The organism is Brevibacterium sp. S22, from assembly GCF_004745485.1.
Lineage (GTDB): Bacteria > Actinomycetota > Actinomycetes > Actinomycetales > Brevibacteriaceae > Brevibacterium.
Genome location: NZ_RHFG01000008.1, coordinates 46521 through 67323, shown reverse-complemented (window position 1 = coordinate 67323; position 20803 = coordinate 46521). Strand labels below are relative to the sequence as shown.

20 protein-coding genes and 2 tRNA genes are annotated in these 20803 nt (G+C 64.3%); 10 read left to right on the top strand and 12 right to left on the bottom strand.

Annotated elements, in window-relative coordinates; translation table 11 throughout:
* The first annotated feature begins 798 nt into the window (after window positions 1-798).
* Together EB835_RS09160 and EB835_RS09155 are read left to right on the top strand one after the other, a co-directional pair.
* Window positions 799-1026 (top strand): hypothetical protein, encoded by a 228-nt coding sequence (locus tag EB835_RS09160; RefSeq protein ID WP_135809163.1) that lies wholly within the window; start codon window positions 799-801, stop codon window positions 1024-1026.
* A 124-nt stretch (window positions 1027-1150) separates the two neighbouring features.
* A tRNA-Ala gene (locus EB835_RS09155) sits at window positions 1151-1223 on the top strand.
* Between the two features lie 120 nt (window positions 1224-1343).
* On the opposite strand, the gene EB835_RS09150 is transcribed toward EB835_RS09155, so the two are convergent.
* From EB835_RS09150 to EB835_RS09130, 5 genes are all read right to left on the bottom strand, one after another.
* Window positions 1344-1922: a methylated-DNA--[protein]-cysteine S-methyltransferase gene (locus EB835_RS09150; protein WP_135809162.1), complete on the bottom strand. Its 579-nt coding sequence runs from the start codon at window positions 1920-1922 to the stop codon at window positions 1344-1346.
* Between the two features lie 63 nt (window positions 1923-1985).
* Window positions 1986-3443, bottom strand: a complete 1458-nt coding sequence (locus EB835_RS09145; protein WP_135809161.1) for an AlkA N-terminal domain-containing protein — start codon at window positions 3441-3443, stop codon at window positions 1986-1988.
* Between the two features lie 32 nt (window positions 3444-3475).
* Window positions 3476-4429: an arsenic resistance protein gene (locus EB835_RS09140; RefSeq protein WP_168216681.1), complete on the bottom strand. Its 954-nt coding sequence runs from the start codon at window positions 4427-4429 to the stop codon at window positions 3476-3478.
* Between the two features lie 80 nt (window positions 4430-4509).
* Window positions 4510-5289, bottom strand: a complete 780-nt coding sequence (locus tag EB835_RS09135; RefSeq protein WP_135809159.1) for a YggS family pyridoxal phosphate-dependent enzyme — start codon at window positions 5287-5289, stop codon at window positions 4510-4512.
* A 41-nt stretch (window positions 5290-5330) separates the two neighbouring features.
* A complete protein-coding gene (locus EB835_RS09130; protein ID WP_240688650.1) occupies window positions 5331-6821 on the bottom strand; it encodes a MocR-like transcription factor YczR in 1491 nt (496 codons plus the stop codon).
* 117 nt (window positions 6822-6938) lie between these two features.
* On the opposite strand from EB835_RS09130, the gene EB835_RS09125 reads away from it, so the two are divergent.
* Complete coding sequence (locus EB835_RS09125; RefSeq protein WP_346763147.1) at window positions 6939-7622, top strand: membrane protein YczE; 684 nt, start codon at window positions 6939-6941, stop codon at window positions 7620-7622.
* Window positions 7623-7641: 19 nt separating this feature from the next.
* On the opposite strand, the gene EB835_RS09120 is transcribed toward EB835_RS09125, so the two are convergent.
* On the bottom strand, window positions 7642-9015 hold the full coding sequence (locus tag EB835_RS09120) for a pyridoxal phosphate-dependent decarboxylase family protein (protein WP_135809157.1): 1374 nt from the start codon (window positions 9013-9015) through the stop codon (window positions 7642-7644).
* A 167-nt stretch (window positions 9016-9182) separates the two neighbouring features.
* On the opposite strand from EB835_RS09120, the gene EB835_RS09115 reads away from it, so the two are divergent.
* From EB835_RS09115 to EB835_RS09100, 4 genes are all read left to right on the top strand, one after another.
* Complete coding sequence (locus EB835_RS09115) at window positions 9183-10106, top strand: TetR family transcriptional regulator C-terminal domain-containing protein (RefSeq protein ID WP_135809156.1); 924 nt, start codon at window positions 9183-9185, stop codon at window positions 10104-10106.
* Window positions 10103-11014, top strand: a complete 912-nt coding sequence (locus EB835_RS09110; RefSeq protein ID WP_135809155.1) for a beta-keto acid cleavage family enzyme — start codon at window positions 10103-10105, stop codon at window positions 11012-11014. Before EB835_RS09115 ends, EB835_RS09110 begins: the two co-directional genes overlap by 4 nt.
* A complete protein-coding gene (locus EB835_RS09105; protein ID WP_135809154.1) occupies window positions 11011-12486 on the top strand; it encodes a 3-hydroxyacyl-CoA dehydrogenase NAD-binding domain-containing protein in 1476 nt (491 codons plus the stop codon). The genes EB835_RS09110 and EB835_RS09105 overlap by 4 nt, the downstream gene beginning before the upstream one ends.
* A gap of 171 nt (window positions 12487-12657) precedes the next feature.
* The gene (locus EB835_RS09100) at window positions 12658-13209 is read left to right on the top strand and encodes a YdeI/OmpD-associated family protein (RefSeq protein ID WP_135809153.1); all 552 of its coding nucleotides are present in this window, start codon (window positions 12658-12660) and stop codon (window positions 13207-13209) included.
* 47 nt (window positions 13210-13256) lie between these two features.
* Here EB835_RS09100 and EB835_RS09095 read toward each other — a convergent pair whose 3' ends face one another.
* Genes EB835_RS09095 through EB835_RS09080 form a run of 4 tightly spaced genes read right to left on the bottom strand, consistent with a single transcriptional unit; the run spans window position 13257 to window position 17714 of the window.
* Window positions 13257-14516 (bottom strand): MFS transporter, encoded by a 1260-nt coding sequence (locus tag EB835_RS09095; RefSeq protein ID WP_240688649.1) that lies wholly within the window; start codon window positions 14514-14516, stop codon window positions 13257-13259.
* Complete coding sequence (locus EB835_RS09090) at window positions 14513-15865, bottom strand: glycoside hydrolase family 1 protein (protein WP_135809152.1); 1353 nt, start codon at window positions 15863-15865, stop codon at window positions 14513-14515. The genes EB835_RS09095 and EB835_RS09090 overlap by 4 nt, the downstream gene beginning before the upstream one ends.
* Window positions 15866-15904: 39 nt before the next feature.
* A complete protein-coding gene (locus EB835_RS09085) occupies window positions 15905-16507 on the bottom strand; it encodes a histidine phosphatase family protein (RefSeq protein WP_135809151.1) in 603 nt (200 codons plus the stop codon).
* Window positions 16464-17714: a PEP/pyruvate-binding domain-containing protein gene (locus EB835_RS09080; protein ID WP_135809150.1), complete on the bottom strand. Its 1251-nt coding sequence runs from the start codon at window positions 17712-17714 to the stop codon at window positions 16464-16466. The genes EB835_RS09085 and EB835_RS09080 overlap by 44 nt, the downstream gene beginning before the upstream one ends.
* Before the next feature lie 59 nt (window positions 17715-17773).
* Here EB835_RS09080 and EB835_RS09075 point away from each other — a divergent pair, with 59 nt between their 5' ends.
* Window positions 17774-18172, top strand: a complete 399-nt coding sequence (locus EB835_RS09075; RefSeq protein WP_135809149.1) for a DNA-binding protein — start codon at window positions 17774-17776, stop codon at window positions 18170-18172.
* On the top strand, window positions 18169-18819 hold the full coding sequence (locus EB835_RS09070; protein ID WP_135809148.1) for a transcriptional regulator: 651 nt from the start codon (window positions 18169-18171) through the stop codon (window positions 18817-18819). The genes EB835_RS09075 and EB835_RS09070 overlap by 4 nt, the downstream gene beginning before the upstream one ends.
* 59 nt (window positions 18820-18878) lie before the next feature.
* Here the strand turns inward: EB835_RS09070 and EB835_RS09065 are convergent, their stop codons facing one another.
* Together EB835_RS09065 and EB835_RS09060 are read right to left on the bottom strand one after the other, a co-directional pair.
* Window positions 18879-19232 carry a DoxX family protein gene (locus tag EB835_RS09065; RefSeq protein ID WP_168216680.1) on the bottom strand — a complete coding sequence of 118 codons (354 nt, stop codon included), beginning with the start codon at window positions 19230-19232 and terminating at the stop codon, window positions 18879-18881.
* Between the two features lie 97 nt (window positions 19233-19329).
* Window positions 19330-19402: transfer RNA gene (locus tag EB835_RS09060), tRNA-Ala, on the bottom strand.
* A gap of 164 nt (window positions 19403-19566) precedes the next feature.
* Here EB835_RS09060 and EB835_RS09055 point away from each other — a divergent pair.
* Window positions 19567-20778, top strand: a complete 1212-nt coding sequence (locus tag EB835_RS09055; protein WP_135809147.1) for an NAD(P)/FAD-dependent oxidoreductase — start codon at window positions 19567-19569, stop codon at window positions 20776-20778.
* The last annotated feature ends 25 nt before the right edge of the window (window positions 20779-20803 follow it).

The following is a 20803-nucleotide window of genomic DNA, read 5'->3' as shown; positions in this document are numbered from 1 at the left end:
CGCTTCGAACTGCCGATTTCGGGAGCGGTCCTTCGTGCCCGAGCATTCCAATCGAAATAATTTGAGAAAATAATGAACAAAACTCCCACAGGCATTGAATGCTGTGCTAAATTCGACAGTGCAATTACGGATTCGCAGACATCACCCTGATTGTATATTGACAATAGAGGACGCTGACGCCGTCCCCACGAGATCCACGACCATGAAAGGAGAGCAGTTTCGATGTTTAATTCTCTTGCATGCCCCGACCTTCGAACACGTCGGCATGAATATGCTGCCTGCCCGATTGGCGGACAAGGACTCGTCGGCTGATACAGCCGTCTTTCACGTCTTTTCCACCGGTTGGCTTCCGGCCGCCGTTGTCCCCTGAGCCACCGGTTGCCTGAGATCCGGCATCTTTCACGCCTGGCATGTGTCCAAGTCATTTCGGCTAGCCTGCAGTGCTGCACCACCGCACGCAGCAACCTCTGACCCAGACACACCACGACGGACTCGTTGAGTTCGGACTCTGATCTGCTGTCACCGCGGATAGTCACGGTATGACTGTGTACGTTCGCAGCGTTGCCCATCATTCCGAGTCCACTGCCTTTTCGAGTTTCGTTGCCATTTCGATGAACCTGTCATTTCAATGACACCTTGCCACAGTGGCGGTCCTCTGCCTTTCTGCGGTGCACCCATTGTCGGGTGATTCATTGTCATTGATGCGACATTTTCGGATTCTGTCTATCTGATCGCCATTCCGGGATATCTCCTGCCTATTTGCGGATATCCCCTGCCTGAAAACCACGAGGAAGAATTGTGTCGACCACATTCCCATTCACCTATCCACGCCGCTGGGCCCTGAGCACCGGGATGAAGCTCATCCGCTGGGCTCGCCGCCCAGCTCCAAGCACCGAAGACCGTCGCCAGAAGGCGGCCCGTCGCCAACAGAGCCGCCTGCGCGAACACGCTCGAGAGCAGCGTGTCCGTGAACTGCGCGAACGGGACATCGTGCGCTACCTCAGCCAGGTCAGGCCATACATCTGAGTCACCACTGCCCGAGTCTGCGGACTCGGGCAGTGTCTCCAAACAACGGCACGTTCTGTGCTGAGCGTCACTCTCCGCCGATTTGGTCTCTCACCCACACGTGGGTAATATTGATCAGGCAAGCGGGGGTATGGCGCAGTTGGTAGCGCGTCTCCATGGCATGGAGAAGGTCAGGGGTTCGAATCCCCTTACCTCCACCGCTGAAAGGCCGGAATCCGAATCAGGATTTCGGCCTTTCGTCGTCCCCACCCTTCTCTGCTACCTGACGGGGGCTCAGCAACCTGGCGCCAGGTTGCTGAGCCCCCGTCAGGTAGCAATCAGGGGGAGGATTCTAGGTTGAGGAGGTGGCGCTTCTTCTCCTCTCCCCATGCGTAGCCGGTCATTGATCCGTCGGCGCCGATGACGCGGTGGCAGGGAACGATGATGCTGATGGGGTTCTTCCCATTGGCGGCTCCGACGGCCCGTGCGGCGCCGGGGCGTCCCAAGTTCCCGGCCAGCTCTCCGTACCCGGCGGTGCGGCCGAAGGGGATCAGGGTCAGTGCCTGCCACACCGAGCGTTGGAATTCAGTGCCCTTTGCCGCAAGCGGCAGATCGAACCGAGTGCGTCTGCCCGCGAAGTACTCCCCCAGCTGCGTCTCTGTGCGGTGGAAGATCTCCAGATCCCCCGCCGGCGTCGGATCGCTGCCGAAGGTTCTGCGCAACCGCGCATCGATCTCGTCGGACACCTCCAGGTAGAGGCCCGTGAGGCAGATTCCGTCCGAGGTGGCCAGAATTGATCCCAGTTCTGTGTCCAGGATCGTCGTGTACACCGGCGCCGAGGCTGTCGGCAGTCGGAGAGCTCCCGTCACGACGGTTGGGCTGCCGGTGTCAGAGATTGTCGTGTTCGACGTAGTCATATCTGTGTCTCCTCTGTGCCTGAGTATGATTCTTCGCTGTCGATCGTTGATGGTCGCGAGTGGTCAGGTCCGCGCAGCATGAGCGTGATGGGCCCAGAGCAGGTGGGTGAGGTAGGACCTCCAGGGACTGGACTTTCTCACTGTCTCGGACCAGTCACCTGTGGAGACTGAATTCCCGCCGAGTTCGGCAACGGCCTTCTTCACTCCGAGGTCGGAGCCCATGAACACATCCGGATCGCCCAGGGCGCGCATCCGGATATAGCCGTTGCTCCATGGACCGATACCGGGGAGGGCAAGCAGATTCATGCTCGCAGCGTCGCGGTCGCTTCCGGGACCGAGATCCAGCCTGCCATCTGCCATCGCCGTCGACAGCGACTGAATAGTGCGGATGCGGCTGGCCGGCAGGGACCATTTCTCTGCGGGGACCGCGGCGATGCATTCTGCGGTCGGGAAGAGCCGATCCACACCGTCGACGATCATCTCCGTCGACAGCGCTTCTCCGGTGCCGGCGACGAGTCGCTCCAAGTGGGTGCGAGCCGCGGACAACGAGATCTGCTGACCGAGCACTGTCCGCAGCGCCAACTCTACGGGATCACTGTGTCCGGGCGACCGGATTCCAGGCAGCTCATCGACCACGCTGCGAAGCCCCGCGGATCTGAGGGTCTCAGCGATCGCCACGGGGTCGGCGTCGAGATCGAGAGTGCGCCTGGCACGGGCCACGGCGCTGCCCAGATCGCGGGTGTCGGCCAACCGGAGGCGGCACGCGATGAAGTCTCCTGCGCCTTGCCGCAGCGTGATGACGGCTGGTCCATGGGCCAACCTCATAGAGCGCGTGTAGGCACCGTCTGATATCGATTCGATCCCGGCCACGGCTCTCATCTCGAAGTACTTCAGCAGATGCGCAAAGTCGAACGGGGGACGGTACGCCAGTCTGAGAACGAGTTCGTCGGTCACCGGATGTTCGGCACCTGCGGTGCGCAGCTGTCGCGGGCTGATCGAATACATGTCGCGAAATGTCTCGTTGAACTGTCGGATGCTGGAGAAGCCTGCCGCGAAGGCGATCTCGCTCATCGGCATCGAGGTGGCTTCGATGAGAGTGCGGGCTGTTCTCACACGTTCCGTGCGGGCCAGGGCAAGAGGCCCGGCACCGACTTCGGCATGGAAGAGTCTGCCGAGCTGTCGGGAGCTGTAGCCGAGCGCGGCGGCCACAGACGCGACTCCCCCACGATCTACGGCACCGTCCCGGATGAGCCGCACGGCCCGGGCGACGATGTCACCGCGAGTATCCCATTGCGGCGAATTCGGACTCGCATCGGGCCGGCATCTCCGGCAGGCACGGAAACCTGCGTCTGCGGCTGCGGCAGCGGTGATGAAGAAGTCAACGTTCGCCCGGTGCGGCGTCTTTGCCGGACAGGACGGACGGCAGAAGATCCCGGTGGTGCGCACCGCGGTGAAGAACATCCCATCGAAGCGTCGGTCACGGGACGTGACTGCCTGATAGCACTGATCGGACGTGAACATAGTCCCATTCTCTGCCCCGAACGGAACAATTACTAGCGGTTTTCAGACACGGCAGTGCCTGGGACCAGACGAGGCAGGAAGCGGACGAGGACGAGCATAGCCAGCAGTTCGACGAGTGTCTGTGTCACGACCCCCGCGGGACCGATCCCCTCGCCGGTGATCGCACGCACAATCGGGAGCATGACCAGGGAATTGCGCGTCACTCCTGACAGAATCACGGCGCGTGACCGGCGTGGCCCAAGATGAAGCAGCCTTGTGACGCACCATCCGATCGCGGTCATGCCGACCGCGAAGACTGCGAAGACGATGGCCACGATTCCCAACTGTCCGGCGAATCCGGCGATCATCGGGATGACAGCGGCAGTGATGACGAGCAGCGTCACGGTCATCGCGGGGTCCATCAGACGCGTGGTCGCATCGACGGCCCCGACCAGTCTCGGTGCCCACCGGACGATCCGCTGAACGAGTACAGCAGCCGTGAACGGGACGATGATGAACAGCAGCAGTGCGCCGGCCAGCGGACGGACGGGCAGATCAACGCTCAGCCGGCCACCGGTGATCGCCCACAGCATCACCGGCAGCAACAGCAGCTGTGCGATCATGAGCACGGGAGTCAACGTCAGAAGCAGATCAGCAGCACCCCCGGCAGCACGTGTGAATGCGATGACATAGTCGATGCAGGGACACAGCAGCACGATGAGCACCGCCGGCAGCAGAGGATCAGCGATGTCGAAGACCGCAATGAGACCGGCGACGACCAATGGGACGACGAGGAAGTTCAAAGCCGCCACCACCGCGAGGAAACGCAGATCGCGAACCGCGCGCATCCCTGTGTCGAACGGGATGTCGAGAAACGTGAGGAAGAGCAGCACGATGAGGCACGGGGCCAATGCTGCTTCGGCGAGAGCGGCGAAGCCGGTGATGCCGGCCCCGAGGACGACTCCGAACGCCGCGCCGCCGAACCACCAGAGTGTCCGGACCGACAAACTGCGGGAGTGCTTCGCCGAACATGAGGCATTTCGCTCCGGCCCCGAATGTGGAGGAGTCGACAATTCGGATCAGAAGATCAGTCGGATTCGGGCCAGTAGTGGGAATCCGGCAACGACCGTCTGCCGAAAATGGCTTGGCCGACGCGGACGCAGTCCGCTCCCTCTTCGATGGCGACTTCGAAGTCACCGGACATCCCCATCGACAGCCGAGCGGGGCCGAGCAGGTCAGGATCGGTCTCGCGAACCCGGTCACGCAGGCTGCGCAGCAGCTGGAAGCAGGGACGGACGCGGTCGATGTCCGAAGAGAGGATCGCCAGGGTCATCAGCCCCTGCACCTTGAGGGACTCGAATGCTCGAATATCTCGGAGAAAGCCGAGGAGTTCTTCCGGGGGCATGCCGAATTTGGAATCCTCGGCGGACGTATTGACTTGGACGTACACGTCGAGGCTTCGCCCTTGCGCTTGGAGCCGTCGGTCGAGGGCTCTGGCGACCTTGAGCCTGTCGAGGGCCTGGAACTCGCCTGCGAACTCCGCCACGTCTTTGGCCTTGTTCGACTGGAGATGCCCGATCACCGCCCAGTCGATGTCGAGATCAGCCATCTCATCCGATTTCCGGTGGGCTTCCTGCACCTTGTTCTCTCCCAGCTTCGCACAGCCGGCGGCGACGGCGAGGCGGATGCGCTCTTGGGGAACGGTCTTGCTCACGGGCAGCAGCTCGATGTCGGTTCGGTCCCGCCCGGCACGCTCGGCGGCAGCGGCTATCCGGCGCTCCACCCCTGCGATATTGGCTCGGAATTCCTCGACCGTCGTTGCCGTCGAATACTGTTCGTCGTGATTGAGTCCGTTGTCGTCTCCCATATTGTCATCGTACTCAGGTTCTGTGCCCGTGCATGCGGTGCTCACGCCACGATGCGGGCCCGAGCGGTCGGTCCCCGCCCGGTCATCGATTTGGCGTCCTCCCAGGCCGCGGCCAATCGCGGCCCCACCTGCTCCAATTCGGTCTCCGGCACCGTATAGGGAAGCCGGATCCACCGGTCGAGCCCGCCGACCGGAGCGAAGTTCGGTCCGGCGACGAGCCGCAGACCATGGTTCCTGGCCGCGATCGAGAGCACTCCGGAACGCGCTTCCGGCAGTTCGGCCCACAGGGCCATACCGCCGGAGGGGACGAAGAGCTTCCACTCGGGAACCCAGGACCTCACCTGCGCGACGAGTATGTCGCGAGCAGCTCTGAGCCGAAAGCGGCAGTCGGCGACTATCGCGTCATGGTTCCCCATGAGCTCAACGGTCACGAGCTGCTCGAGGACCGGTGCTCCCAGATCGAGTTCGAGGCGGGAGGAGGCGAAGTGTTCGACTCGGCGGCGGGGAATGCGCATCCAACCGATGCGCAGTCCTCCCCAGCAGATCTTGCTCATACTGCCGACGGTCACCGAGTCAGTGATCAGTGCAGACATCGGGGTCGTCGTCGGGCCGTCGTCCAACCCCAGTTCGACGAGCGACTCATCGAACACCGGAACGACACGATTCCTGCGGAGAGCCTCTGCCAGGCCCGGGCGCTGGGCCTCGGTCAGAAGCGCGCCGGTCGGATTGTGGAAATCGGGGATGAGATAGGCGCTGCGCGGACGCGTCTGGCGCATCAGCTGCTCCATGGCATCGATGTCCCAGTGATGTCCCTCGGGCCCGAACTCGAGCGGATAGGTCACCAGTGTGGCCCCCGCAGACTCGAGGGTGGCTATCGCGTTCGGGTAAGTGGGGTTTTCGATGAGTACTCGCGAGGTCCCCCGCGTTCCGCCTCGGCGTGTGGACTCACCCGATTCGACGTCGAGGAGGGCCCGGACGGCGATGGCCGCTCCGCCGAATGCCCCGGACGTGATGAGGATCTGGTCGGGGTCCGTCGGCGTGCCCCGCCGTGTGTGCCGATCGGCGATGATCTCACGCAGGACCGGAAGACCCGAAGGATAGTACCCGGTCCCTGGGAGGTAGGCGCCCAATCGCGACAGTGCCCGTTCATAGGCTTCGAGGATGTTCGGGGAGGCGGCCGGCGCGGTGCAGGTGAGGTCGATCTCCGTGTCATCCGCTCCCGCAGGTGAGAGCAGATGATCGATGCGACCACCGGGAACACGGGGCAGCTGCACAACGCTGCCGGAAGCGCGTCGAGTCAGGATGTACTCCTGGTCCCGCAGCTGTGCATAGGCACGCCCCGTCGTCGTCCGCGACAGCCCGATCGCGACTGCGAGTTCCCGCTCACTCGGCAGCCTCGCCCCGACCTGGATGCGCCCGTCGGTGATCGCTGCGGCCAGTGCTGCGGCAAGCGATTCGAAGACCGGCGCCTTCCACGGACCGCTGCCGATGACGTCCACGATGCGCTTCGCGCCCACGACCGGTGTGTTCACAAGGCAATCCTCATGAGACCACTTTCCCGCAACTGGCTATTTCCCACAAGACCAATTTCGGCCATGATGGAGGTGCCACCCTGATCGCAGCCCACAGAAAGCCACCGGATGACAACGATGAGAGCACCGAAACGTCAGCTCGCCAACGTCGGCCCCATCGAACAGCTGCGCGGAGGACGACTGTGGCGACGCTTCCCCCAGCTGCTCCTCGGCCTTTACCTCTTCGGCGCCTCCATGGCGATGATGGTCAACGCGGGTCTCGGCATGATGCCGTGGGACGTCCTCCACTCTGGCCTCCAGAACCATGTGCCGCTGACCTTCGGCACCATCATCACCATTCTGGCCTTCCTCGTGCTGCTCATCTGGATTCCACTGCGCCAACAGCCGGGCATCGGCACGATCCTCAACGCGCTCCTCGTCGGGCCCGCACTCGACCTCACCCGTCTGTTTCTGCCGCGGCCTGAAGACCTCGGATGGAGCATCGTGCTCATGGCTGCAGGCGTCGTCCTCAACGGGGCCGCCTCGGCGATGTACATCGGCTCCCAATTCGGGCCGGGGCCGCGCGATGGACTGATGACGGGCATCTCCCGAGTCACCGGCCGGTCGATCCGACTGGTGCGCACCCTCATCGAAGTCAGCGTCGTCGCCTTCGGCTGGCTGCTCGGCGGAGTCGTCGGCGTCGGCACGGTCCTCTATGCGCTGGGTATCGGCCCGATCACCCAGGCGCTCCTCCCTGCCTTCACCGTCGAGCTGCGCCCACGTTCGATGCCGTCGACGACCGACGAAACCGGCGACGACTGAGCTGCAGGCGCCCCGAGTCTCACTCCATCGAATCGAGGATATCGGTGAGGTGGTCGAACGTGGTCAGCGGATTGACGATCGCGAATCGGGCATTCGGTCTCCCCTGGTGCGAACTGGGCACCACGAAGGCGCGCTGGTCTTCGAGGAGACGGTCCGACCACGCGTCATAGTCCGCCCGCTGCCAACCGTCGCGTTCGAACACGACGACCGAGAGTTCGGGCTCGCGCACCAGCCGCAGATGCTCCCGTCGCTTGATCTCGGTGGCGATCTGTCGAGCCAGATCGATCGAATGTCCGATCGCCTCCCGGTACGTTTCGGCACCATAGCTGGCCAGCGAATACCACAGCGGCAGTCCGCGAGGCCGCCTGGTCAGCTGGATGGCGAAGTCCGAGGGACTCCAGTCCTGCGCGTCGGTGAGCGTATCGAGGTATTCGGCCTTCTGTGTGTGCGCTCGCCGTCCCCGATTCGGATCCCGGTAGATCAGTGCGCAGGCGTCGAAGGGCGCGAAGAGCCATTTGTGCGGGTCGACGATGAGCGAATCGGCCCGCTCGACTCCGGCGAACTTGTGGCGTGCCTGCGGCGAGAGCATCGCGGCCAGACCATAGGCGCCGTCGATGTGGAGCCAGAAGTCGAACTCGTCCTTGAGCGCGGCGATCCCAGCGATGTCGTCGATCGTGCCGAAGTTCGTCGTCCCCGAGGTGGCCACAACCGCGATCACGGCATCGCCGTGCTCGGCCAACGCCTCGCGCACCCCCTCGGGGCGCAGGATCCCGTCTTCGCCCGTGGCCACGGGAGCGATGTCGACGTCCATGACCTCAGCCGCCGAGGCGACCGATGAGTGGGCCTCGGCACTGCACACGATCACCCACCGCCCCGGGCGGGCCGTGCCGAGCTTCTCCTTCTGCGCATTGCGTGCAGCCACGAGTGCGGACAGGTTCCCTATCGTCCCGCCTTGGACGAACACTCCCCCTGCAGCCTCAGGCAGCCCGAACTCTCCGGCCAGCCAGCGCAGAACCTCGTTCTCCGCGTGGACGACTCCGGCACCCTCGAGCCAGGAGCCGCCGTAGAGGGCGCTGGCGGAGACGACGAGGTCGAAGGCGACAGCGGCCTTCGTCGGCGCACTGGGAATGAAAGACAGGTACTTCGGATGGTCCGTGGAGATGCAGGCGGGAGCGAAGATGTGCTCGAAGATCGCCAGGGCCCGCGCGGACCCGAGCCCCTCCTCGGTGACGGTGGGTCCGGCCAGCCTGCGCAGCTCGGTCTCCGAAGTCGGATGATCGAGTGGAGTGTCCTCGGCCAGAGTGCGGCGTCGGGAGTATTCGAGGACCAGATTGACCAGGTTGCGAGTCTCGTCGGAGACGACGTGCATGCGGGAATGAAGACTGTCGGTCATGGGAGCTCCTCGAAGGCTGTCGATGGCGATGACGATGGGGATCACCCACCGCATACGAGACTAACGGCAACCGAGGGAATTGTGCGGTTCGCGAGAAGCGATCGCAAGTTCTGATTTTCAGTCATAATATCTTGCGATTCGGTCGTGCACTCGGGTACATTCGCCCTATGAGCGCCGACCACCCTCCCGAGTCGACACCGAGCCGGGCCAAGGAAGCCATCACCGGAGCAGGTCTCTCCCAGCGCCGCGTCGCCGAGGCGCTCGGCATCGACGAGACGAAGCTGTCCAAGGCGCTGTCCGGGCGGCGCCGGTTCACCGCCGAGGAGCTGCTGGGTCTGGCCACTGCGACCGGGGTGACCGTGCGGTGGCTGCTCGGCGACGAATCGCCGGTCTCTGCGCTCCCGCCGACCTCGACGACCGCCTTCGGCAGCGACGAGGAGGCGACACCGAAGCGCAGCATCGCCGAGGCAGCTTGGACGCTCTTCGGCCGACACGGCTTCGACGCGGTGCGCATCGCCGATGTCGCTGCGGCCTCCGGCGTCTCCGCGCCGAGCATCCACTACTACTTCGCAAACAAGTCCGAGCTCTTCGACGCCGCTCTCGACTTTTCGGTCAAGCTGGCCTTCGACCGGCAGATCGCCTGGCTCGATGACATCGCCGATCCCGCCCACAGGCTCGAACGGCTCCTCGAGCTGCAGTCGCCGTTGGGCCGTACGGAGCGCGGGGAATGGTCGATCTGGCTGCAGACCTGGGCTCGGCTGACGCTTGAGGACTCGGCATTGACCGACTATCCGCTCAGCTACGAACGCTGGTCCGAAACCGTGCAGACGACGATCGAAGACGGTCAGCGGACCGGCTGCTTTCGAACCGGCGACCCACGTGCCATGGCCGATGAGCTCACCTCGCTGCTCGACGGGCTCGGCATCAAAGTGCTCACCGGAGTGATGGACATCGACACCTTCTCACTGCGCCTGCGCTCCTATCTCGACCGCTCCATCATGCACCCGTCCGTCGCCGCGCCAGCGGCGACGACCGCCGACACCACAGATGAAACAGACAGATCCGCCGACAGACCCAAGGAGTCATCATGAACCGCAGAGTCATCCTCACCTGTGCCGTCACGGGAGCCGGGGACACCACCGGCAAGAGCGATCACGTGCCAGTCACCCCTGAGCAGATCGCCGACGACGCGATCGCGGCGGCCCGTGCCGGCGCTTCGGTCGTCCACATCCACGTGCGCGACCCCGAGACCAAACAGGGTTCACGCGAGGTCGCCTACTATCGGGAAGTCGTCCGCCGTATCCGCGCCTCCGACGTCGACCCTGTCATCAACCTCACTGCCGGAATGGGCGGCGACCTCGTCATAGACCCGCAGGACCCGCTGACCACGATGCCGGGCACCGATCTCATCAATGCCCTCGACCGCCTCCCACACGTCGAGGAGCTGCTGCCCGAGATCTGCACGATCGACTGCGGCAGCCTCAACTTCGGGGAAGGTTCGAACCTCTACGTCTCGACACCGGACATGCTCCGCGAAGGGTCGAAGCGGATCCAGACCCTCGGCGTGCGGCCGGAACTCGAGATCTTCGACACCGGCAATCTGTGGTTCGCCAACGTCCTCGTCGAGGAGGGCCTCATCGACGCCCCGCCGCTGTACCAGCTGTGTATGGGTATCCCCTACGGCGCACCCGCCGACCCCGGTCTGCTGTCAGCGATGGTGAATATGCTGCCGACGGGCGCCCAATTCACCTCCTTCGCCATCGGCGCCAACCAGCTGCCGTGGGTCGCTCAGTCCGTACTCGCCGGCGGTCACGCACGCGTCGGACTCGAGGACAACCTCTACCTGTCCAAGGGGGTCAAGGCCACGAACGCCGATCTGACCGCTCGCGCCGTCGACATCATCACCAGTCTCGGTTCGTCGGTGGCCACCCCGGATGAGGCCCGCGAAATCCTGGACCTGCGCGTACAGACCCCGTCCATCACCGGAGGCGATCTGTGACCGAAACCACCGCGCCCGAGTCCTCCGTCTTCCCCGACTTCGCCGCGATCGACACCGTCACCTGCATCGGCGCGGGAACCATCGGAGGCGGATGGGCCGCCTATCTCCTCGCCCAGGGGTATCGGGTGAAGATCTGGGATCCCGCGCCCGACGCCGGGAAGAAGTTCTCCCGCCTGCTCGACGCCGCCTGGCCGGCGTTGGCGGAGCTCGACATGGTCGACGAGGCCGATCGCACCGCTTGGTCTGTGCACACCGACCTCGCCGAGGCAGTCGCGGGCACCGGCTTCGTCCAGGAGTCGGCACCGGAGGACCTGGCACTCAAACGCGGGCTGCTGGCCCAGATCGACGCCGCATGCGAACCGAACGTCGTCATCGGCTCCTCCACCTCCGGCTACAGCATGACCGAGATGGCCACCGAGGCGATCCACCCCGAGAGACTCGTCGTCGGACACCCATTCAATCCTCCCTACCTCATCCCCCTCGTCGAAGTCGTCGGCGGAGCGCAGAGTTCGGCCGCTGCAGTCGACTGGGCAGCCGGGTTCTATTCCCACATCGGCAAGTCCGTGATCCGCATGGATCGGGAGGTCCCCGGCTTCATCGCCAACCGCCTCCAAGAGGCGCAGTGGCGAGAGGCGCTGCACATGGTCGAGCAGGGAGAGGCCACAGTCGAACAGATCGACCGCTCGATCACCGACGGCCCCGGTCTGCGCTGGCCGTTTCAGGGACCGATGCTCACCTTCCACCTCGCCGGAGGCGAAGGCGGGATGGCGCATATGCTCGACCATTTCGGCCCCTCACTGAAGTCACCGTGGACGCGGCTGACGGCACCTGAGCTCAGCCAGTCGCTGCGTGACGACGTCGTGGCCGGATGTGAAGTCGAAGCCGGACCGCGGACGATTCCCGACCTCGTCGCTCATCGTGATGCCGGGATCATCGCCCTGCGCCGACTCACCGCCCAGCTCGCCGAGCCTCGGGACACAGAGTCCGCTTCGGAGGCATCTGTCTCCGTCCGCGCTGCGACCATGGGTGTGACCGGCCGCCTCGATGATTACGTCACCGAGGTGGTTCCGGAGTGGATCGACTACAACGGGCACATGTCCGAGGCCTTCTACGTCCTCGTCTTCGGGTTCGCCACCGATCAGGTGATGGATCAGCTCGGCCTCGATGCCGCCTATCGGGAGTCGGCGAAGGCGTCCCTGTACACCGTCGAATCCCATATCCGCTACCTCGACGAGGCGGCCCTCGGTGACCGACTCGCCGTCGTACCGCATCTCGTGAGTGTCGGTGAGAAGAAGCTGCACCTGGCCTATGAGATGTACGTCGGTGATCGGCTCGTGTCCACAGAGGAGATCATGGCTCTGCACGTCGACCAAGCCGAGGACCGCGTCGTGCCTTTCCTCGCGCCTGTGACCGAGCGGATCACGCAGATCGAGACTAACCGCCCGGACTGGGTCGGTCGCGCGATCGGCTGATCGATGACCCCTCTGCTGCGGACCGGTTCCGTCGGTCCGCAGCAGCCGGACGTCCGTCACCTCATCAGGATTCGAGAAGCCAGAGACGGACGGGGGCGCTATTCTGAAAGTCACTGCTGCATCCGAACTCGCCAGACACTTCGCCTGGCATCGATCATTCGAGGAGCTGCTATGTCCACACCCGAAGCCACGGCCTCAGACGTCACCTTCACTGCTGTCACCGAGGTGCTGAGCGACCGCCCCATTCTGCGGCTGCCGCAGGAGGCCAGCGATCGGCTGCCCTCCCGCGGGCAGGTCGCAGTCACCGGCACCCTCGACGGCATCGAGTTCACCACCGTCATCGAGCCCGATGGTCGACGCGGACATTGGATCAGCCTCGATGAGGACCAATGGAGGAAACTCGGTGCGAGAGAAGATGCCGTGGTCGAAGTCGGCCTGACTCCGACGAAGAACTGGCCGGAGGTGACTGTTCCCGCCGATCTCCGAGAAGCTCTCGACGCGGCCGGTGATCTGAACGATGTGTGGACCGGTCTGACCCCGATGGCCCGATGGGAATGGGTTCGCTGGATCAAGTCGACGAAGAACGCCGATACGCGTGCACGTCGTGTGGAAGTGGCGATCTCGAAACTCGAATCAGGCAAACGTCGTCCCTGCTGCTTCGACCTGTCCTCGTGCACGGATCCCGAGCTGTCCAAGAGCGGCAGACTCCTCGGCCTGTCCTGACCGTCCGCCGAATCTGACCAGGGGCCCGGAGTCCGTCATTCCGGCTCTCAGACACGCGGCGCAGGGTGCACCGACAGTGTGAGTCCTGCGCCGAGCACGGAGACCACTGCGGCCGCAGCGAAGAGGAGCCAGAACCCGCCGACCAGCGCAACGAGCCCGGCTCCCAGGAGCGGACCGACCAGCTGCCCGAGATTTGCTGAGCTGTTGACGAGGCTGAGGTCGCGGGCGTGGTCATCCGGGTCGAGCAGCAGATCAGTGGCCAGTGCAAGGCTGACTGCCATATACGCCCCGTATCCGGCGCCCATCACTGCCGCAGCCACAACTGTGGTGGTGAAGGACGGGCTGATGAGGATGATGACTCCGGAACATGCTTGGACGAGCGCTGCCACGATTGTCCAGAGTCGTCGGCTGCCTCGCCTGTCGGTGATCATGCCGACGACGATCGAGGCACCGACGACGAAGACCGTGTAGATGACGATGAGGAAGAGCAGTCTGTCCTCCGCCTCGGCGGCGGGGATCATTATCCCGTAGAGCAGGAAGAACAGGAGCAGGGACGTGCCGAAGGCATTGCCGACATTGACGATGAACCTGCTGATCAGCAGCCGCGTGAAGCTGGGATCGACGAGCGAGGAGATCCGTGCTCGGGGCAGTTCCCGTCGCGTGTGGAAGGCAAGCACCGCCTCGTGTGGCGGGCGAGGATCCGGCAGCAGGACGGCGGTCACGGTCCCGACGACGAAGATGAAGCCGGCCAGCACCGCATACGATGCCCCGGTGGTCAGCCCGAGCAGCACGATCGCTGCGACGCCGACGACGATGCCGATGGCCTGTGCCGAGCTCGCTGCTGCCGATGCCGCTCCGCGTTGGCCATCGAGCTGATCAGCGATGAGGGCGGTCAGTGCCGCCGAGGCCACGGACACTCCCACCGAGGTGACCACCCAGGCCGCCCCGACGAGCGCGGGACCGTCTGCGCTGCCCGTGAGCAGCAGGCCGATCGCGGCGAGGACCGAGCCGCCGATCGCCCAGGGTCGGCGCCTGCCGAACCGTGAGCGTGTCCGGTCCGAGAATCGGCCGGCCAGCGGGGCGGCGACGATTCCGGCCAGTCCGCCGACAGAGAGCACCAGCCCTGACCACACGACTCCGTCGATCCAGTGACCGCTCTGGGTGTCGAGCTGCAGCGGAAGCAGCAGCTGCACCGGGGTGAGCTGCACCGTCCAGATGGCCAGCCAGGCGAGGGTGAACCACACCATCCACATCGGGGACACGCGCACGTTTGCTGCGGTGCCGCCTCGGCGCAGGTGATCGCTCATGCCTTGGCCGCGGAGATGAGATCCCGATACCAGCGATAGGAGGACTTCGGGGTGCGGGTCCCGGTGTCCATGTCGACGTGGACGAGACCGAAGCGCTGGGTCCAGCCATTAGCCCATTCGAAGTTGTCCAGCAGCGACCACACTGTGTATCCGTCGATGCGCACTCCGGCGGCCTTGGCTTCGAGGACGGCGCCGAGGTGGGAGGACAGGTAGTCGATGCGTTCGGAATCGACGATTTCGGTCGTGGTGGTCGCCGGTTCGGGGAACGATGCCCCGTTCTCACTGATGATGATCGGCGGCAGCTGTGCCCCGTAGCGGTCGTCCATGTCGATGAGGAAGTCGCGCATCGTATCGGGGCGGATCGGCCACATCGGACCGAACCCGGTGGTCGCAGCGCCGGGCGTCGGAATCATCTCGAAGGGCAGATCCCCGTCCGCGGTGCGCACGGTGATCGGGTTGTAGTAGTTGAACCCATAGACCTCGTTCGGGGCGGCGATGAGGTCCAGATCGTCGCCTGCGACCGGCATCTCGACACCGAAGGCGCTGAGGTCGGGATACTCCCCCAGCAGCAGCGGGTCGGTGAAGAGCCGGTTCATGATCACGTCGAGCAGACCGGCCGCGGCGAGGTCGGCATCCGTGTCTGCCGCGGGGAGGATGAGGCTGTGGTTGAGTGTCGGTGCGGCCTGGAGGGCACCGTGTTCGCGCAGCATGGGAGCGACGAGGCCGTGGGCCAGGAGCTGATGGTGGACGGTGGGCAGAGCCTCGAAGAGCAACGTCCGGCCCGGGGCCAACTCCCCCAGCGCGTATCCCTGCAGGGAGGTCGAGGCCGGTTCGTTGATCGTGTACCAGTGCCGGACCCGATCGCCGAGGCGGCCGGCCACGGTCGCCGCATAGTCGGCGAAGTGGTGGGCTGTGTCCCGGGCCAGCCATCCGCCGGCGGCTTCGAGAGCGACCGGAAGATCCCAGTGGTAGAGGGTCGGTTCCGGTGTGATGCCGGCGGTCAGGAGCCCGTCGACGAGGCGGTCGTAGTAGTCGAGGCCGGCAGCATGGACCGTTCCGTTCGTCCCGGCGTCGGGGATGACGCGGGTCCAGGAGATCGAGAATCGGTAACGGTCGACGCTGAGGCCGGACAGCAATGCGATGTCCTCATCGACGCGGTGATAGCTGTCGGGACCCGGTTCGGCGGTGCTGCCGTCGCTGACATTGCCGGGGGTGTCGACGAAGTCATCCCAGATGCTGCGGCCCCGACCGTCGGCGGCGCGAGCTCCTTCGATCTGGAAGGCGGCAGTCGCCGCTGAGTAGTGAAGACCCGACAGTGCCCGGGAGTCGTGCGGAGAAGTCCCGTCCATTGCACGAATATGTCACGGAACGATTCCGGGTGCAATAGGTCAGGGACGCAGCGTCGGAGCGAAGCCTGTCCATTGCAGATCGGGTGGCAGATGGCTCATGTCGTTGAACAGCACAAGGCTCGGCGGCAGTCCCGGACGATATTCGATCACGGTCAGAGCGGCATTGGCGCTGTTGAGTCCGAGCCACCTCGCCTCGGGTGCGTCCAAAGCGTGGCGGACGAGCCAAGCAATCGGATAGGCATGAGTGATCAGCACCTCGTGAAGGTCAGCATCCGTTTCGGATTCCTTCGCAAACCTTGTCGTCAGTCTCTGCGCGAGGGCTCGCCCCGCCTCGGCGGACTCCCTGTCGAAGCCATCGAAGAAGGGTTCCCACGGTTGCGGGGTCTCTTCAGGTTTCGGCACGGAGGGGATATTGTCGATCAGCTCCTCGGCTGCACGCACAGGAGCGGCTCCGGCGAGGAAGATGTTCAGCTGCTCGGCGCTGTCGCCTGCGCGTGGCAGGGGTGAGTGCCAAATCGCCCCGATCGGCAGATGCGCCAAACGCTGCCCCAAGAGACGCGCTTGTTCACGCCCGGTGTCAGTGAGATCTCCGAACGCGTCAGCGTCGCCGTGACGGGCGATGTAGAGGTACCTGGTGGCCATGAGTCCGTCCTGAGTCTCGTCCCTGTTCGCGGTCTGAGGGTGCGTCTCCGGTGACGATGACGGTTCCGACTGATCCGTTCATCGTGATCCGATCACCGCTGGCTATGCGCCTGGTCGCATCGGTGATGCCGAGAACGGCCGGTAGTCCGTATTCTCGCGAGACGATCGCAGCATGGGACAGCGCCCCGCCGGTCTCCGTGATGACGCCGGCTGCGATGCCGAACAGCGGGGTCCAGGCCGGATCGGTAAAGGGGCACACCAGGATCTCGCCACGGCGCACGGAGGTGAAGTCAGACGGACCGTGGACGACCCGTGCCTCGGCGGTGACTGTTCCGTGGGATCCGGGAGTGCCACTCAGGCTGCCTGCCTGTTCGGATGCGGTGTGATGCCTTGCTGCAGGAAGTGCTGCGGTGATCGGGCGAGATTGAAGGATCCAGACCGTGCCGTCGGCGATGGCCCACTCGACGTCCTGCGGCTCTCCGACTACCTCGGCGATCTGTTCTCCGAGTTCAGCCAAGGCGGCTGCCGTGGCATCGTCGAGGGTCCGCGACGCTTGCCTATCGGCGTCGACCGCACTCGTGACGGTTCTCCCCCACTCGTGGTCCAGATCGATTCGCGTCCGTTTGCTTCCGACCGAACAGGCAATCGATCCGTCCGACTTGACCTCATATGCATCAGGGGTGACCTCTCCGGCTACGACGGACAGCCCGAGTCCCCACGAAGCTTCGAACCGGGTCGGTTCTCCGGGCGCTCGCGGAGTGAACAGCACTCCGGACACGTCCGCCTCGATGACCGGCTGAAGGATGACCGCCATCTCTGCTGAACGAGATTTCAGGTGCCCGGTGCGAGATCGATACTCGACTGCTCGCATGGAGTGCGCAGAGGCTCTGCAGGTTGCGATCGCCCGGCAGACCTCGTCTGGTCCCTTCACGCCGATGACGCTTTCGTACTGTCCTGCAGCCGAAGCCGCCACAGTGTCTTCGTCCAGTGCCGAGGACCGGACTGCCACCACCGGATCTCCCGATCCCTCCAGTGCACGCACAACTGATTCGCGCAGCGCGGTCTCTGCCGCTGGACCGGTCGACTGCCCGCTGCCAGAGACGACGAATCCGTCGGGCACAGAGAATCCTGCTCGCAGGAGAGCTCCGAGCGCGGCTGCTTTGGCGCCTGATTCCTTCCGCGTCGCCTCAGCGAGAACGGTCAACATAGCTACACCCATCAATCAACTGTTGACAACAATATGTTGATAGTATGAGGATGTCTGTCATGGATAGCAAACACGACCCCAAGCCGGCTGGAAGCAGAGACCGTCGTCCGCCTTCACCTGAGCAGGACGCTCGCCGCCTTCTCCTCGACAAAGGAGCCGACCAGCTCGAGGCACGCTCGTGGCAGCAATGCCCAGGTGGCTCGCCGACTGCGATCGATCTAACGCAGTACGCTCTCTGGCGTTCGTCCGAACTGACGCAGGATGAGCTGCTCGGCGCCTTGACTCTCCTCCCGAGTGCACGCGCCGAGGTCGAGAGCGTGGAGATCGGCCTGCTGTTCGCCGCCCGCGCCGACGGGCTGACTTGGGCGCAGATCGCCGATGCCATGGGGTTCCGGTCTCCGCAGGCCTGCCAACAATACGTGAGCCGGCTCAGCGCCAAGCAGGAAAGCCGACCGTGACTCGACAATCGCCTCCCGATCTCATGATCCTTCACGCCGTCCGCCTCTTGGGATTCGCCGGCTTCGACGCTGTCGCACAGCGCGCGGCAACGCGGGACTCCGAGGTCATCCGTGTGCTCAGCGCGGCAGAACGCGAGGGCTGGGTGCAGCACGCCGAGTTCGCCGGCCTCGCCGGATGGTCGCTCACGGATGCGGGCAGAATCGAAAACGAACGACTGCTCTCAGCTGAACGTCAGGACGCAGACCCGGGAGGCATCGTGCAGGACGTCTATCGCGAGTTCCTTCCTCTCAACGCTCGCCTTCTGAGCGCAGTCACCGACTGGCAGATCAGACCGACTCAGGCGGACAGGTTTGCCCCCAACGACCATACCGACGCCAACTGGGACACACGCATTCTCGATGAACTCGCCGCTCTCAATCGACTCCTCGGTCCGCAGATTGAGCGCCTCACTGCAGTTCTCTCAAGGTTCGACGGCTATTCGTCCCGATTCGATTCCGCACTGACCAGGGCCACGTCCGGTGAGTCCGATCTGATTGACAAGACCGACCAGGATTCTTGTCACCGAGTCTGGTTCGAACTGCACGAAGATCTGGTCGCAACCCTCGGCGTCGACCGTGGAAGCGAATACATCGCAGAGGCCGATTAGACGGTCCGATGCCCGAGCCACGATCGGCGGGGGTGCGAGTCTGAGGCCTGCGCTGAGTGTCAGGCGTCTGAGGCAGCGCTCACCGACATCCACACAAGAGGGATCTGGAGCGGCAGCCGAGCGATCGCGATGGCCCGGGCTCTGGGCTCGCGCCGATGTTTGACTACGGTGTAGACATTGGCAGGGAAGACCCCGACCATCAGTGCTGCTGAGGCCATACCTCCGAGTCTTCGAGTGGCAGGAACCGCGAGCAGCGCAGCACAGCCGACTTCGGCCACGCCGCTGGCGTAGGTCCAGAATCGCGGATTGCCCAATCGAGGTGGCACGATCGAATCGAACGGCCGGGGCCGAATGAAATGTGTGATCCCGGCGGCGCCGAGGAGTCCGGACATGATGCCTGTCTGAATCTTCATCGCTGGGCCGCCTCTGCCGGTGACATGGATCTATGCCGTCTCACAGACGAGGAACGGTCAGTCAGACCGGCACCGTCCGATGCGGCAAGGACAATTGTGGAGCTTAGGGGAATCGAACCCCTGACCTTTTCATTGCGAACGAAACGCTCTACCAACTGAGCTAAAGCCCCTTCCAGGCGACGAGTTTACGCCTTTACCGGAGCACTGACCAAAACGAGACCCGCAATGACCGATGCGCACTCCCACCTGGGGTCGAACCCGTTCGGGCTCCCTGGTCACCGTTGGTTTCCCCGAGTACAGTCGAGACTGAGTCCCCTCAACGAAAGGACGTGCTATGGCAGAGGAATTCGGAACCGTCGTCATCGGCGCAGGCATCGGCGGCGGCACCGTCGTCGAGTCGCTGCGAGACGCCGGCTACGTCGGTTCGATCGCACTGGTCGGAGCCGATCCCGCCGCTCCCTACTACCGGCCCGACCTGTCGAAGAAGGTCATGCTTGAGGGATCTGATCCCGCCGAATCCGCATTGCGCGGTGAGGACTGGTATTCGGCACACGATGTCACTGCCGTCTTCGGCACCGCGGTCACAAGCATCGATCCGGCGGCACAGATGGTGATTCTCGATGACGATCGACAGCTGCGCTACGGGCAGGCGATCCTCGCCACCGGTTCCACTCCCCGCTCGCTCGATGTGCCCGGCGCACAGCTGGGCAACGTCCACACCCTCCGCGATGCCGGTGATGCTGTGGCGATCCGTTCGCAGTTCGGAGACGGCAAGAAGGTCGCGGTGATCGGCGGCGGCTGGATCGGCCTCGAGGCAGCAGCGGCGGCGAAGACCCAGGGCTGCGATGTCACGGTCATCCTCCACACCGATGCTCCTCCGCTGGCATCCGTGCTCGGTGACGAAATCGGCACCTACTTCGAAGACCTCCATAAGACCAATGGAGTGAACTTCCTCAAACAGGCGGACACGACCTCCTTCACTGGGTCCGACGCCGTCGAATCCCTCGAGACCAGTGCAGGAAGCGTTCCCGCCGATCTCGTCGTCGTCGGCATCGGAGCAGATCCTGCCGTCGATCTCGCCGCCTCGGCGGGACTGACGACGGACAATGGGGTAGTCGTCGACGAGCAGATGCGCACCTCGAACGGCAGCATCCTGGCGATCGGCGATATCGCGAACGCGCAGAACGTCCTCCGGAGCGAACGCCTTCGGGTCGAACATTGGGACAACGCGGTGCGCCAGGCCGAGGTCGCCGCCTCGACGATCACCGGCGGCTCGAAGGTTGAGGACTGGCAGCCGTACTTCTACACCGATCAGTTCGACCTCGGCATGGAGTACGTCGGACTCGGCAGCGCCGACGACGAGGTCGTCATCCGCGGAGACAAGTCCAGCGGTGAGTTCATCGTGTTCTGGCTGCACGGGAGTCGCGTCTCGGCGGCCATGAACGTCAACGTCTGGGACTTCGGGGATGAGCTGCGCGCTCTCATCGGCAGGGAAGTCTCCGCCGAGCGCCTGGCTGATGAGCAGATCGCTGTGGGCGATCTGTGACCGAACGGAAGTGAGAGACCGTCTT